General features: G+C 30.5%; 12 protein-coding genes and 1 tRNA gene. 8 read left to right on the top strand and 5 right to left on the bottom strand.

Annotated elements, in window-relative coordinates; genetic code table 11:
* The first annotated feature begins 189 nt into the window (after positions 1-189).
* From mazG to DTL3_RS02570, 7 genes are all read left to right on the top strand, one after another.
* Positions 190-951 (top strand): nucleoside triphosphate pyrophosphohydrolase, encoded by a 762-nt coding sequence (gene mazG / locus DTL3_RS02600; protein WP_045087397.1) that lies wholly within the window; start codon positions 190-192, stop codon positions 949-951.
* A 162-nt stretch (positions 952-1113) separates the two neighbouring features.
* Positions 1114-2196 carry a DUF933 domain-containing protein gene (locus DTL3_RS02595; RefSeq protein WP_045087396.1) on the top strand — a complete coding sequence of 361 codons (1083 nt, stop codon included), beginning with the start codon at positions 1114-1116 and terminating at the stop codon, positions 2194-2196.
* Between the two features lie 15 nt (positions 2197-2211).
* Complete coding sequence (galE, locus tag DTL3_RS02590) at positions 2212-3198, top strand: UDP-glucose 4-epimerase GalE (RefSeq protein WP_045087395.1); 987 nt, start codon at positions 2212-2214, stop codon at positions 3196-3198.
* Between the two features lie 40 nt (positions 3199-3238).
* Positions 3239-3766, top strand: coding sequence for an adenine phosphoribosyltransferase (locus DTL3_RS02585; protein WP_045087394.1), 528 nt, complete (start codon positions 3239-3241; stop codon positions 3764-3766).
* 245 nt (positions 3767-4011) lie between these two features.
* Positions 4012-5385, top strand: a complete 1374-nt coding sequence (locus tag DTL3_RS02580) for a glucose-6-phosphate isomerase (RefSeq protein WP_045087393.1) — start codon at positions 4012-4014, stop codon at positions 5383-5385.
* Between the two features lie 3 nt (positions 5386-5388).
* The gene (gene coaE / locus DTL3_RS02575; protein ID WP_045087392.1) at positions 5389-5976 is read left to right on the top strand and encodes a dephospho-CoA kinase; all 588 of its coding nucleotides are present in this window, start codon (positions 5389-5391) and stop codon (positions 5974-5976) included.
* Positions 5977-6056: 80 nt separating this feature from the next.
* On the top strand, positions 6057-7346 hold the full coding sequence (locus DTL3_RS02570) for an ABC transporter substrate-binding protein (RefSeq protein WP_045087391.1): 1290 nt from the start codon (positions 6057-6059) through the stop codon (positions 7344-7346).
* 70 nt (positions 7347-7416) lie between these two features.
* Here DTL3_RS02570 and DTL3_RS02565 read toward each other — a convergent pair.
* The 3 genes from DTL3_RS02565 to DTL3_RS02555 all read right to left on the bottom strand — a co-directional run bounded on the left by DTL3_RS02565 (position 7417) and on the right by DTL3_RS02555 (position 10843).
* Positions 7417-7491, bottom strand: a tRNA-Ala gene (locus DTL3_RS02565).
* Positions 7492-7540: 49 nt separating this feature from the next.
* Entirely contained in the window at positions 7541-8242 is a 702-nt protein-coding gene (locus tag DTL3_RS02560) for an ABC transporter ATP-binding protein (RefSeq protein ID WP_144403462.1), read from the bottom strand.
* Positions 8243-10843, bottom strand: coding sequence for an ABC transporter permease (locus DTL3_RS02555; protein WP_045087390.1), 2601 nt, complete (start codon positions 10841-10843; stop codon positions 8243-8245).
* Between the two features lie 551 nt (positions 10844-11394).
* On the opposite strand from DTL3_RS02555, the gene htpG reads away from it, so the two are divergent.
* Positions 11395-13272 carry a molecular chaperone HtpG gene (gene htpG / locus DTL3_RS02550; protein ID WP_045087389.1) on the top strand — a complete coding sequence of 626 codons (1878 nt, stop codon included), beginning with the start codon at positions 11395-11397 and terminating at the stop codon, positions 13270-13272.
* Positions 13273-13338: 66 nt separating this feature from the next.
* Here htpG and DTL3_RS02545 read toward each other — a convergent pair whose 3' ends face one another.
* Positions 13339-14418, bottom strand: coding sequence for an aldose epimerase family protein (locus DTL3_RS02545; protein WP_231854036.1), 1080 nt, complete (start codon positions 14416-14418; stop codon positions 13339-13341).
* Between the two features lie 94 nt (positions 14419-14512).
* Positions 14513-15295, bottom strand: a complete 783-nt coding sequence (locus DTL3_RS02540; RefSeq protein WP_052670294.1) for a DUF2238 domain-containing protein — start codon at positions 15293-15295, stop codon at positions 14513-14515.
* Positions 15296-15311: the final 16 nt, after the last annotated feature.

Below are 15311 nucleotides of genomic sequence, written 5' to 3'. Positions count from 1 at the left end.
AATTGGTCTAGGGTGGAGTCCTCACTCCTCTTTTTGGTTACATGTATCATAGAAGTTAAAAGTATAGATAATTAGTGAGTATTAGAACTATGGAGGTATTTTTAAAAAATTAAAATTCAAAACATCTATAGAATCTTGGTTTCATAATTTTTCAAGTTATTATATAATATAATATTTAGGAGGAAAGAAATGCAATTAGGAGATAAATTTGAAGAACTTTATCAAATAATGAAGGATTTAAGAGGGCCTAATGGTTGTGAATGGGATAAGGTTCAGACGCATGACAGTTTGAAATCGTATGTAATAGAAGAAGCATATGAATTTGTAGAAGCTGTAGATGAGAAAGATAATTCAAAAATGAAAGAAGAATTAGGTGATATTTTATTACAAGTGATTTTTCATTCAGTTATAGCAGAAGAAAATGAGGAATTTACAACGATTCAAGTAATAGAAAATTTAATTCAAAAGTTAATTCGAAGGCATCCACATGTTTTTGGGGACGAAAAGGGATATTCTTATGCACGTTGGGAAGAAATAAAGGCCAAAGAAAAAGGTGAAAAAAAATATAGTCGTGTAGGAAAGATAAACAAAGCATTACCAGCTTTGTCTTCAGCAAGACGCGTGCAAGAAAATGCAGCTACAGTTGGCTTTGATTGGGATGACATAAATGATGTTTGGAATAAGGTTGAGGAAGAAATAAAGGAACTTAAGGAAGCCAAAAATGACGAAGAGATAGCGGAGGAGTTTGGAGATTTATTATTTGCTTTGGTAAACTTAGCAAGATTTTTGAATATAGACCCCGAGTTTTCCTTGAGAAAGGCGACAGAAAAATTTGTAAGGCGGTTTCAGAAAATGGAAGAAAAAATAGAGGGTCTTGGTGAAGATTTTGAAAACCTAGATTTACAAGAATTAGATAATTTTTGGAATATGGTGAAAAAAGAAGAAGAATAAATTTATAAAATTTAGATTATTTATTCTTTTTTCGATTTATTTGTGTTATAATAAATTTAACAAAAGGTAAATTGGCAGAAGCTAAGATGTCTTCTGCCTCCTTTTATTTGAGAAGAAAAAATCGTTTTAATATTTTTTGTAATTCAAAAGAGGTGAATAGCAGTGGAGATTGGTTTGTTTGGTCTTGCTTTATCAGGAAAAACGACTATTTTTAAACTTCTAACTAATGCTGAAATTGAAGAAAGTTATAAAAGAGAAGCGGTGAAAAGGACCGCAAAAATTAAAGATAAAAGAGTGGATGAACTTGCAAAAATTTATAATCCAAAAAGAATAGTATATGCCACCTTAGATTTTATAGATATACCAAGTTTTGATTATAGAGGCGATCCAAAGGAAAAGTCAAGGATTTTTCAAATGATTCAAAATGTTGATGCGTTGTTGATAATTTTGAGAGCTTTTAATAATTCAGCTGTTCCGTGGCCAGAAGGTGCAGATAATCCCGTAAAACAACTAGAAATTTTAGAAACAGAATTAATTATTCGTGATTTGGAAATTGTTGAAAATAGATTGATTAGATTAGATAATCAAAGAAAGAAGGGAAAAGTTTCTTTTTTAGAGGAAAAAGAAGAAGAACTGTTAAATAAAATAAAGGATAATTTAGAGAAAGGTATATTTGTATCAAAAATGGGACTGAGTGATGAAGAACAAAAGCTAATAGGTTCTTTAGCCTTGTTTACTTTAAAGCCAACAGTAGTATGTGTAAATGTTGATGATAATCAATTATTGACAAAGAAATATGAAGGTAAGGAAAAAGTAATGGATGAATGTGCAAAACAACTTTTTGCTTACATGGAGTTAGATGGAAAAATGGAAGTTGAAATAAACGAATTAGAAGACGAAAAAGAGAGAGAATTGTTTATGAATGAATTATCTATTGAAGAACCAGGTATTGAAAGGTTAGCAAAAATAGTTTATAATCATGTAGGGCTTATTTCTTTTTTCACTGTAGGAGAAGATGAAGTGAGGGCATGGACGGTAAAAAAAGGAGTTACTATGAAGGAAGCAGCAGGTAAGATACATACAGATTTTGAAAAGAATTTTATTAGAGCAGAAGTAATGAAATTCGAAGATTTAGTGAAATATAGAAGTGAAGATAAATTAAAAGAAAAAGGTCTTTGGAAATTAGCTGGTAAAGATGAGATTGTTGAAGATGGATACATATTAACTATTAGAGCTAATGCGTAAAAGAGAGGTGGAATTATGATTCTTGTTACTGGTGGAGGAGGATACATAGGATCTCATCTTGTAAAAAAATTAAAAGAAGACGGCGAAAAAGTCATAGTATTTGATAATTTTGAAAGAGGTCATAAATGGGCTGTAAAAGGCGTAGAGGTTGTTGAAGGTGATTTACGAAACAAAGAGGACATCAAAAAGGTCTTTAATAATTTTGATATAGAAGAAGTGTATCATTTTGCTGCATATTCACTTGTTGGAGAATCGATGCAAGACCCTATGAAATACTTCAAGGGTAATGTTTGTGGAACTCTAAATTTGATTGATGTTATGACTGAAAATAATGTCAGATATATTGTATTCTCTTCTAGTGCAGCTGTATATGGAAATCCTGAGAAAATACCAATAACTGAAGATCAGCCCAAAAATCCAACAAATGTTTACGGCCAATCGAAACTTATGATAGAAAATGTCTTGGAATGGTTTTCTAGATTAAACAAGATAAGATATGTTGCTTTGCGATATTTTAATGCTGCAGGTGCCTATTATGATGGAAGCATTGGTGAAGCACATGATCCTGAAACGCATTTGATTCCAATAGTGCTTCAAACAGCTTTGGGGAAAAGAGAAAAAGTTTATATTTATGGAAACGATTATCCAACAAAAGATGGGACACCTGTTAGGGATTATATACATGTCATGGATTTGATAGATGCTCATATCAAAGCAATGCAATGGATGAAATCTAATAATAAATCAGACGTTTTTAATTTAGGTAATGGAAAAGGATTTACTGTATTGGAAGTAATAGAAACTGCTAAAAAAGTAACTATGAAAGATATCAAATATGAGATTGCTGCAAGAAGATCAGGGGATCCTGCAGTTTTAGTGGCTTCATGTGAAAAAGCAAAAAAAGTTTTAGGATGGACCCCAAAAAGTCCGGAATTAGAGAAAATTATCTCAGATGCTTGGAAATGGCATAAAAATTTTGAGCAGAAAGAAACAATATTTTAGCATACTAAAATTTATGATTTAGCAAATAGGAGGAAACTGAATGCAAACTGAAATAAACGAAATCAAGAGGTTGATAAGAGATATACCAGATTTTCCAGAAAAGGGAGTTATCTTTAAAGATATTACCCCTCTTTTAAAAAATCCGAGAGTTTTTAGAATCTCGCTGGATAAAATATCAGATTTAATCGATGAATGGGACTTTGATTGTATTGTTTCTCCAGAATCAAGAGGATTCATTTTTGCTGCTCCTTTGGCTTATAAAATGGAGAAAGAATTTGTACCAGTTAGAAAACCAGGTAAACTGCCTTATAAAACGTATTCTATTTCTTATGAATTAGAGTATGGAAAATCAACATTGGAGATGCACGTCGATGCTATAGATAAAGGTGAAAAAGTTATAATAGTAGATGATGTATTAGCAACAGGCGGGACTACTAAAGCAATTATAGAACTAGTAGAAAAAGCGGGAGGAATTGTTGTTGGAGTTGCTTGTTTGGCTGAGCTTACATATTTGAATCCAAGGCAAACTTTGACTAATTTTGAAATAGCGAGTGTAATAAAATATTAAAAAGAATATTTTAGTCTTATAAAGATAGTGTTATAATATATAAAAGTGTATATATAGTTTAGGTATTATATTGGGTACAGAATAAAGTTAGTCGCTCTTTTTAGAATAAGTAGGGGGAAACACTAGTTAATTAGAAATAGAAATGATGAGTTATTTTTTAAAAAATAAGTTTTGAAACATTGATAAAAACTAGGCTTTATAATTTATAAAATGAGTATTAAATACTCAAGAGGAGGTGCTCAAAGATGAAAGGAATAAAATTTGACTTTTCAAATGTTTTTCAGCCAAATATAGAAAACGGTCTAAATGAAGATGAAATAAATCAGTATAAAGATATAATAGGAGAAATAGTAAATAAAATAATTGAAGAAAATCCAGGATTTTTAAGTTTACCTTTTACTAGAGTATATATAGACAGGGTCTTGGACCTTAAAAATTGGGTTCAAAGTTTTGAAAGTGTGGTAGTTTTAGGGATCGGAGGATCTGCTTTAGGTAACCAAGCCTTGCAAGTAGCTCTTAATCCTTTGAATTATAATGTGTTGCCAAGAGAAATACGAAAAACACCTAAGATATTCATAATTGACAACATTGATCCCGATTTCGTTGCTTCTAATTTAGATCAAATAGATCCTAGGACCACGCTTTTTAACGTTATTTCAAAATCTGGTACCACTGCAGAAGCAATGGCTAATTATCTAGTTGCAAGAGGGATAGTTGAAAGTTATGGTTTGGATCCAAAATCTCACTTTTTATTTACTACAGATCCCCAAAGAGGTGTTTTGAAAAAGATAGCTGAAGAAGAGGGCATCCGAACGTTAGATATCCCACCACATATAGGCGGTAGATTCAGTGTATTGACACCTGTAGGTTTACTATCAGCTTTAGCAAGTGGAATAGATATAATTGATTTATACAATGGTGCTAAAGATATGCATAAAAAAGTAACTAATCCAAATTTATGGGAAAATCCTGCTGCATTAAACGCCTTGATTCATTATTTATATTATCAAAGAGGTTACAATATATCTGTGATGATGGCGTATTCAAACAAGCTTTTCCTTTTAGCTGATTGGTATCGCCAATTGTGGGCGGAGAGTTTAGGTAAGAAATATAATGTTAATGGAGAAGTAGTTAATGTAGGTCAAACTCCTATAAAGGCTTTAGGAACTACAGATCAACATTCTCAGGTACAGCTTTATAATGAAGGTCCCTATGATAAAATAATAACTTTTCTACAATTAGAAAATTTTCAAAGAAATATTGTTATTCCAAAAATTCATGACAATTTTTCCGAACTGTCTTACTTAGGTGGAAAATCTCTTTCTACACTTTTAAATGCTGAACTTGCTGCTACCGAATATGCTTTAACTCATAATAATAGACCTAATTTAAAAGTTATTTTTCCTCAAACTAATCCATATAATATTGGTCAATTTTTCTTTTCGTATGAATTTCAAACAGTAGTTATGGGAAAGTTATTAGAGATAAATCCTTATGATCAGCCAGGTGTTGAGTTGGGCAAAAAAGTTACTTTTGCTTTAATGAATAGGTTGGGATATGAGGAATTAAGAGACAACGTAGAAAAACAAACTAAAAGTAAAAAGCAGGTGATTATCTAACATATGGTTATAGGTGTAACTGGACCTGCTGGTTCCGGAAAGAGTACTGTTTGTAATTTAATAAAAAAAATGGTGCCACATGTTAAAATTATAGATGTTGATAGGGTTGGACATGAAGTCCTAACCCTTTTTTTTATTAAAAATAAGATAAAAGAAAATTTTGGTGAATATGTTTTTGACGAAAATGGGAATGTTTCTAGAAACAAATTGGGTGAGATTGTATTTTCAGATAAAAATAAATTGGATAAGCTAAATTCAATAGTCCATCCCGTAATTTATGAACAAATTAGCAAAAAGATAGAGAAATTATCTAAGGAAAATGGTATAATTATTCTAGATGCAGCTCTTCTATACAAAATTGGATTAAATTCCCTGTGTGATAAAATTATTTATGTAGACGCTTCAAAAGACAAAAGAATTGAACGACTTCACAAAGAAAGAGGATTACCCTTAAATAAGGCTAGAAATATTATAAATTCACAATATGAAGAAGAATTTGGGCCATATGATTTTAAAATATGTAATGATTCTGATCTTGATAAATTAAATCAAGAAATTACTAAGGTTTTAAAAGAAATATTAGAGGGATAGAATTTTGTTTTACAGCGTACTATAGAGTTTTTAAATATGATACAAAGAGACAAACTCTACATTTATAGGAGGTGTGTCTGTTGAAAAAAGTAGTATTAATGGTGATGGTACTTGCGTTATGTGTTTTTGGTGTTTCTCAGGTTAAGATAGAGTTTTGGCACGCTATGGGTGCTCAGCTTGGAGAGACTTTGAACTCTTTGGTTGAAACATTTAATAAAGAGAATCCAGATATTCAAGTTATCCCTATTTATGTTGGGAACTATAGTGCCTTAAACCAAAAACTTCTTTCTACTATAACAGCTTACAGTCAAGGAAGTAAGACGGATCTTCCTGCAATCTCTCAAGCTTATGCAAACTGGACTGCAAAATATCTATTTTCAAATGTAGTTGAACCTCTCAATGAATATATAGAAAACGATCCAGAGATGAAGGATGCATGGGAAAATCAAATATTTTCTGTTTTAAAGGATATGGTCACATGGGGAGACACAGTATATGGTGTTCCATTTAATAAATCTGTGTATACATATTATTACAACACAGACCTTTTTGATTTATTTGGATTAGAACCACCAAAAACTATAGATGAATTATGGGAGGTATCTGAAACTTTAACTTTAGATATAGATTTTGATGGTACTGTAGATATTTATGGATTAGGAGTAAGAACGTTTATTGATGATCTTCAAATATTTTTATATTCTCACAACGTAACATTTTTAGAATATGTTGGAGAAGGAAAATATAAGATAATTTTGGATGAGCAAAAAACCAAAGAAGTATTAAAATTGATAAAGGATCTTAAAGATTCAGGTTATGCTATCTTCCAAAATGCTTATTTAGACCAACCTTTTGGCGCTGGAGAAATTGCTGCATATATGGGAACAGTCGCAGGTTTGACATATGCGGAACAATCTTCAAGGGGTAAACATGGAGTATCTTGGGCACCACTCCCCTCTGTAGATGGTGTTCCTCATTCTCCTATAGCTGGAACTGATTTAATAATGTTTAGTTGGATAACTCAAGAGCAAAAAGATGCAGCTTGGAGATTTCTTAAGTTTTTAATGGATCCGGTTAATGTTGTATATTGGTCTATTAATACGGGATATGTTCCTATTAGAAGGGACGTAGTAAATGTCCCACAATGGCAAGCTTATACTGCTAACGATGTAAAACCAACCATAGCACTTAATGAACTGGAAACAGCTATTCCCGATCCCAAACCAGCTGCTTGGGATGAAATAAGAAGTAAAATTAGTACGATATTTGCGAATTTCCTAAATGATTATGCAACTATTGATGAAACATATGATTCTATGGTGGAAGTTATGGAAACTTTACTCAAAGAATCTGGAGAATTCGCTCAATAAATGCTATTGTAAGATAGAATAAAAACCTGGGCTATACTTTATAAAATAGTATAGCCCAGGTTTTTTATTTTGGTGGAGTTGATGGGATTCGAACCCACGGCCTTTGCCTTGCGAAGGCAACGCGCTCCCGCTGCGCTACAACCCCTAAATGAAAAAGCAATTGATATAAAAAAATATGAAAAAACGATTTATAACTAGCCCACCTCAAAATGCTCTTTTAAAACACCGTCTCTAATAAATAATATCCTATCAGCTTTTTTAGCAATATTCAGGTCATGAGTAACAATTACAAGTGTTGTACCATTTTCCTCACGGATTTGTTCTAATAGATCAATTATTTTTTCACCCGTTTCAGAATCAAGGTTTCCTGTAGGTTCGTCAGCCCAAATAACTTCCGGGGAATGAATGATTGCTCTTGCTATGGCTACTCTCTGCTGTTCTCCGCCAGAAAGCTCATAGGGAAATCTATCAGCTTTACTTTCTAGTCTCAATTTCTTTAAAACCTCATAAGCTTTCTCTTTTGCGCCTTTATTCTTGTTTCCGAGTATCAATAAAGGTAATTCAACATTTTCTAAAACTGTCAAAACGGGTACCAAGTTAAAAAACTGAAACACAAACCCCATATTTTTAGCCCTGAAAGCAGTTCTTTCCTCTTCTTTCAAGTTTTGAAAAGGAATTCCTTTGAAAAATATTTCCCCTGTTGTTGGATAATCTATAGCAGCTAAACAATTTAATAAAGTAGTTTTTCCTGATCCTGAAGGTCCCAAAATAGCTATAAATTCCCCCTTATGAATAGTCAAAGAAACATTTTTTAAAGCTTCTACTTTAACACGTTTATCGTTATAAATTTTGTTCAAATCAATCGCTTTAATCAGAACCGAATTTTCACTATACATCTATTCAAGCTCCTTCATGCTTTCTGCAGGTGATATTTTTGATACCTGTCGAGAGGGTATCAATAAAGTAAAAAAAGAAATCAAATAAACTAAAATAATGATAATAAATACTTTTACAGTAGGAAAATAAAAGGTAATAGATCCCATAAATTTGAATATCGAAAAAACAAGATCCTTAGCAACCAGATAACCTCCAAATAAACCTATTAGAGATCCAATTGATACTATAGTAAAGTTTTCAATCATGAAACCGTGAATTATGTCTCTAGAATTCGCTCCAATAGCTATCAAAGTTCCAATCACTCGACTTCTAAGTTTACAAGACCTAAATGAATATAATGCTAGTCCAGAAAAACCACTAATTAAACCAAGATAAAGCATGCTACTTGTTAAAGAAATAAAATTATCAATTCCATTAAAAACATTTTTAAGAATATCATCTAGATAAATTGGATAATCAAAATTTGACATATAACTTTTATTAATTATGTCAATACCCGAGCCATTAACGTTTCCTAAGAGTATCTCAAGGCCTTTTATATTTGCTGGTTTATTATTGACATGAGTAACATATTTTATGGGGATTACAATATCATTTAACTCAAAGTATCCTATTACATTATAAGAAGCTCTGATATTTCCACCTAGAGGAAATATTGAGCTTAACACCCCCTCTATTTTATCAGGAATTTCTTCATTTGCATCAAACTTACCGTAAATAACAGATCCAGGTTTTTTTAATTCTTCTCTCCACTGAGGATTACCTTCAAAAGGAAGTTCCACAGTTTCAAGGAAAGTATCGTCTACAAAAACAACTAATTCAGAATCTAACATAGCAACATTTACTTTAGAAGGGTGAATTATTCCTTCATGAACATAAAGCTCTTGGCTATCTCCAAAACTTTTGATGGGATTTGAAACGACAATATAATTATATCCAAATAATCCTTGACTTGTATATGAATCAACAAATTTTACCAAGTTTGAAGGTACCGACGCAATTACTATTAAACCAAAAATTACAGTACCAAACATAAGAGACATAAGCAAGACCCTTATAGGAAATCTTTCAACATAAGAGAATCCTAAAAGATAAGGCAAAGATTTTTTTGAGAAAAATGATTTTGATAATTTTTTTAGTATAGGTATAATTGAAGTAAAAAATAAGATACAACTAATTATTAGTAACACTACCCTTTGAAATACAAAAATAAGGGAGAGTGTGTTTGTAGTTATACTAAATATTGTTTTACTAAGAATCATAAATAAGATAGATATACTTACATTCAAATAAGGATTCTTGAACCAAATTACTATGCCTAACGATACACAAATCAATCCTAAAATAGCCAGTTCTTTAAACAATATAATAATTATAATACCGATTAAAGTTAAAATTAGACTTAGCCAGTTAATAGAACGATGGGGAATAAACTCTTCTATATCTTTTCTTAAAGAATCAATAGGGGAACTGAAAGTAATTTCAATACCTTTTTTTATAAATATAATAAGAGGAATTATTATGCCTATTAACATACCAATAACAATTGTTTTTGAGCTTACAACAAATGGAGGCAAAGTAAATCCTCCTCTAGAATCATAAGGTATACTATTAGCAATGACAACTAATTTATTTAAAAGGTGCTCGCCAATTTGACCTCCTAATATGCAACCTATTATAGAAGAAAAACCAAAATAAAATAACGTTTGAATAAAAAAGATAAACATTACTTTATTTCTCTTTAAACCTAAAATTCTAAGCACACCTACATTTTTCTCTTGTTCATTAGCTAAACTGTTTCCGAATACTATTATTAAAATTATACCTGCTAAAAGTGCAAAGGAATTAAAAGAAAACATTATATAACCAAGAGCCTCGTTTATTGGTGAATTTAAAAAATGATCTTTCAAAAATACTATTTCTAAGTTTGGTGATAAGCTTAGTTCTTCAACATTGATTTTGTCTATGTCAACAAAATCTATGTAAGCTTTTGAAGGAAAAATAAGACTATTGGCATAATCTTCAATACAAACAAAAGCTGTTCCAGGATATTGTCCCAAATCGCCTTTGTAATTGAGAAAACCATTTTCTCCTATATATGCAACCTCTAAGTTTTTACTTCCGCCAGCCATATGAACGGTTACATTATCGTTTAGACCAATAGAAAGTTTTTCAGCAATACTGTTACTTATCACTACTTTTCCAGGTTTTAAACCTATATCTTTTCCAACAAAAGAGATAAGGTCCTCTTCTTTAGCAGCAATGATTAAAATTTCCAGAAAATTATTATCTTTTTCTATTCTCCCCATATTTTCTGAAACAGCAAGAATATTATTAACATTTTTATTTTCTTGTAAATTATCTAAAATCATTTGAGATAGGGGAAAAGAAAAAAATAGGCTTGATTTATTATTAGCAATATAAGCGTCAACTTCTCCAAAATTTTTCTCAATTTGAGAATATTTATAAGCTTGAATCGAATCATTAAGCGAGAGGGATGAAACAGTTAAAAGAGAGGGAATTATCGCGCCGATGATCAATAAAAGAGTAAGTTCCCACTTCTTTATGAAATTCCGCAAGGCGAATTTCAGCGTAAACACAGAATCATCTCCTGAGATAATTAATTTTGCTACTCTTTATTTTATCAAATTAATAGGAAAAATTCTACATGTTAAACAAAAAAGTCGGTTTTTTCATATTAAATATTTGTAAAACAAAAATTAAAAAATAAAACGATATGAAATAATTTTATAAAAGTACCAAAAAGTGTGTTATAATAATATTAGCAATTAAGAGTTAAGAGTGATTAAACGTTTTTTACTACAAAAACAAATACTGCGTGTGCCTAATCTTACAATGAATTCCTTTGTATAGATAAGGAAGTGTAGTTCTCAATGAAATTATATCAGACTTATTGAATATTATATCGCAAAGAGACAAAAATTGCTATATACGAATTGTAGAAAAGAGATATATCATGGAAAATCTCAATAATTTTAACTAATAAACTATAGAATTAACACCTATCTTACAAGTTTTAAAAGGTCTTTCAACTAGATAATTAAAAAGATAGATTTTACAAACTTGTCAATTCTATAATCCTAGCTTGTATAATCAATAAAAATTATATTAAAAAGTGGGAGGAGAGAAAATGTCTGAAGTAAAGGAATTTCAAGCTGAGACAAAGCAATTATTGAATTTGATGATTAATTCAATATACACTCATAGAGACATTTTTTTAAGAGAATTAATATCAAACGCTTCTGATGCACTTGATAAAATGAGATTTATTTCTTTAAAAGACCCAAGTGTCTTGGGAGAAGATAGAGAGTTAGAAATAAGAATAGATATAGATAAAGATAATAATTGCCTTATTATAGAAGATAATGGAATAGGAATGTCTTATGAAGAAGTAATAGAGAATTTAGGTACTATAGCTAAATCGGGGACCAAGGCTTTTCTAGATAAACTTGAAGAGGCTAAAACAGAAAATGCGATTATTAGTCTTATAGGTCAGTTTGGAGTTGGATTTTATTCATCTTTTATGGTTTCTGATAAAGTTACTGTAGAAACAAGAAGATGGGACAAAGAAAAAGGCGTTAGGTGGGAATCTGACGGAAGTGGAACTTATACAATTGAAGAAATTGATAAAAAAGAACGAGGAACTAGGGTTATTTTATTTTTGAAGAAAGATTTAGAAGAGGAAGAGAATTATTTAGATCAATATAAAATTCAGAATTTAATTAAAAAATACTCAAATTATATAAAATATCCTATAAAAATAAAATGGGAAGAAGAGACCGAGGAAGGAATCATAAAAATCACCGATAAAACACTTAATTCGATGGTACCTTTATGGGTCAAGAATAAAGAAGAAATCACAGAAGAAGAATATAAGCAATTTTACAGGGAAAATTTTTATGATTGGAACGATCCTTTAGAAGTAATACACTTTAAAGCAGAGGGCACGTCAATACAATTTACAGCTTTATTATACATTCCTTCAAAGGTTCCTTTTGCATTTTATTCTAAAGAATATAAAAAAGGTTTAAAATTATATTCTAAAAATGTATTTATAATGGATAATTGTGAAGGATTACTTCCAGACTATTTTTCTTTTGTTCGAGGGTTAATAGATTCGCCTGATTTTTCATTAAATATCTCTAGAGAAATACTTCAGAAAAACAAACAGTTAGAAATAATTAAAAAGAATATTGAAAAAAAGATTATAGATGCCTTAAAATCAATTCTTGAGAAAGAACCACAAAAATATCTGGAATTTTGGAAAGAGTTTGGACCTATTTTAAAAGCGGGATTATACCAAAATATACATGAAAAATCAAAAATACAAGATCTCCTTTTGTTTGAATGTTCTTCTTCTCAAGATAAGATAACTCTAAATGAATATGTAAATAGAATGAAAGCAGATCAAGGGAATTATATACTGTACGCTGTTGGAAAAGATAAAAAAACCATTGATAATTTACCTCAAATGGAGGTATATAAAGACAAAGATTATGAGGTTCTTTATTTAACAGATGAAATAGATGAATTTTTAATTAAATTAATGCACGATTATGAAGGAAAAGAGTTTAAATCTATTAGTAGTTCAGATATAAAATTAGACGATGATTTTCAATCAAAAGAAGAAGAAAGTAAGAACTTGTTAGATAAAATTAAGGAACATTTAGGGGAGAAGGTTAAAGAAGTAAGATTAACTGATAAGTTAAAAGAATCTCCGGCTTGTATAGTAAGTGCAGATGAGATTATTTCTTTAAATATGGAAAAAACTCTTAAGAATTTTGAGCAAATACCATTTAGAGCAGAAAAGATTTTGGAATTGAATCCAAACCATGAAATTTTTAAAGTAATGGAAAAAATCTTTCAAGAAAATCCAGAATCAGAAGAATTAAAAGAATATGCTGAATTGTTATATGATCAGTCTTTATTAATTGAAGGATTGGAAATAGAGGATATAGATAGATTTATAAAGTTAATCAATAAATTAATGATAAAAGCTATAAATTGAAATAAACAAATTTAGGGCCCCGCAGAAAGGGGCCTTAAATTATTTAAGAAAATGCACAATAATTTTTTAATGTTCTTTTAAAAATTTGTAGACAGTTGTAGACGAATAAGTATCACCTGGATTTAAAACAACAGAAGGGAAATTGGGATTGTTAGGAGAATTTGGATAATGCTGTGTTTCTATAGCCATTCCAGAATATTGGCCGTAGTGTTTTCCTTCCTTTCCGAAAGTATTGACAGAATTAGCTGTATAAAGTTGAATTCCAACTTCAGTAGTATACACTTCCATAATTCTTCCACTGGTAGGTTCCTTTATTCTTGCTGCAAGTATTAACTTGCCATCTTGGTCATTATTTAGAACAAAATTATGGTCATAACCTTTAAAAGAAATATTAGAAAACTTTTCAAGCTGAGTTCTTAGAGTAACTGGTTGTGTTAGATCAAAAGGGGTTCCACGAACATCAATGATTTCTCCTGTAGGGATTAGATCTTTACCAACAGGAGTATATCTGTTAGCTAAAATAGTTATTTCATGATCCAAAATGTTTTCTTTTCCTTCTCCCAATAAATTAAAATAACTATGATTAGTTAAATTAACTATTGTAGGCTTATCTGTAGTACAGCAATAATCTATTTTGACTTCATTATTATTAGTCAGAGTATAAGTTACACTGACTTGTAAATTACCCGGATATCCTTCTTCTCCATCGTGACTTAATCGTTTTAAGCGTACTGCAGGCCCTTCTGAGGTTTTCATTGGAATAGCGGTAAAAACTTGTTTGTTAAATCCCTTTATTCCTCCATGAAGATGGTTTAATCCGTCATTTTGAGCTAAAGAATAAATTTTATTATTTAAAGAAAATTGTCCTAAAGCTATCCTATTTGCATAACGACCTATTGTTGCTCCAAAATAGGGGTTATGAGGAGAATATTTTTCATAGTCAGAAAGAGAGTCAAAGCCTAGTACAATATCTGATAAAGATCCAAATTTATCTGGAACATATAAACTCACTATCGTTGCTCCATAGTTTGTAATTTTCATCATAAGTCCATTTTCATTTAAAAGAGTAAACAAGTCTATAGGTATTCCTTCTTTAGTACATCCCCAAGATGATTTTTCAATAAATCCCAAAGTCCAACTGTTCAACTCTATTCGCCTCCATTTTTTGCAGATTTGAGTATATTTTAGCATATTTATAGGAATTATTAATAAAATAATAAATTTATCGATTCAATTATAGTTATTCTTGGTTTACATAATCTTTTAAGGCTTTTCCCATTCTTTCAAATAATGAGTCCATATCCCTGGATTTATTGAGCTTTTTGAGATTCATCCAAAAAACTCCCAAACCCGTTATCGTGCCAATAAGATTAGCTATAAAGTCGGTCATAGTATCAAAAAGACTATCTTCTTGAGCTAGCCTGTATCCAGGGTAATTTCTAAAAATTAGATCAGAAATAAATTCTCCAATTTCCCAAAAAACCCCTAAAGTAGTTACGATTGTTAAAGTTATGATTATAATCTTAAATGAAAAAAATGGGCTTTTTGAATCAGCGGAAAGTAATTCAATACCAATTACTAAAGGAAAAATTAGAAATACTAACCACATGCCACCAGTTATATGTAAGATGAAATCGTATATTTCAAATTTGTTGTAAAATTCAAGCCACATTCCGAATACGCCGTGGAGAGAAATCTGTATAATTGTAAAAGTTCTTATTTCTTCGAGTATGGGAGACTTTGTAGTCCATTCAAATACCCATGTTAAGTAAACTCCAAATGCACATAACAGATATCCTAGAAAATGAGGAAGGTTAAAATCCCAAATAGTGGCGATTATGGGAATAAATACTACAAAAGAAAAGAAAATATTAATGATTCTTAAAGCCTTAAATAGTCTAGAATCAGAAGTAAAAAGTGTTTCTTTTACTAAAGGATCCCCTATCAAAAAATTATGAATCTTGTTGAATTCTGCTTGAGCTTTCTTTAAAGTTTTTGAAAAAACAGGTGGATTCAATTTCATCACCTCATTTAGTAAG

Origin of the sequence: Defluviitoga tunisiensis (genome assembly GCF_000953715.1) — a bacterium.
GTDB classification, from domain to species: Bacteria; Thermotogota; Thermotogae; order Petrotogales; family Petrotogaceae; genus Defluviitoga; species Defluviitoga tunisiensis.
Note: the sequence above shows the minus strand (reverse complement) of the source record. Positions and strands in the feature narration are given on the sequence as shown.

Bases quoted from the DNA above. Each gene is read 5' to 3' on its own strand.
- coaE (WP_045087392.1), top strand. From the start codon at position 5,389: ATGGTTATAGGTGTAACTGGACCTGCTGGTTCCGGAAAGAGTACTGTT.
- DTL3_RS02585 (WP_045087394.1), top strand. From the start codon at position 3,239: ATGCAAACTGAAATAAACGAAATCAAGAGGTTGATAAGAGATATACCA.
- DTL3_RS02560 (WP_144403462.1), bottom strand. From the start codon at position 8,242: ATGTATAGTGAAAATTCGGTTCTGATTAAAGCGATTGATTTGAACAAA.
- htpG (WP_045087389.1), top strand. From the start codon at position 11,395: ATGTCTGAAGTAAAGGAATTTCAAGCTGAGACAAAGCAATTATTGAAT.
- galE (WP_045087395.1), top strand. From the start codon at position 2,212: ATGATTCTTGTTACTGGTGGAGGAGGATACATAGGATCTCATCTTGTA.
- mazG (WP_045087397.1), top strand. From the start codon at position 190: ATGCAATTAGGAGATAAATTTGAAGAACTTTATCAAATAATGAAGGAT.
- DTL3_RS02540 (WP_052670294.1), bottom strand. From the start codon at position 15,295: ATGAAATTGAATCCACCTGTTTTTTCAAAAACTTTAAAGAAAGCTCAA.
- DTL3_RS02580 (WP_045087393.1), top strand. From the start codon at position 4,012: ATGAAAGGAATAAAATTTGACTTTTCAAATGTTTTTCAGCCAAATATA.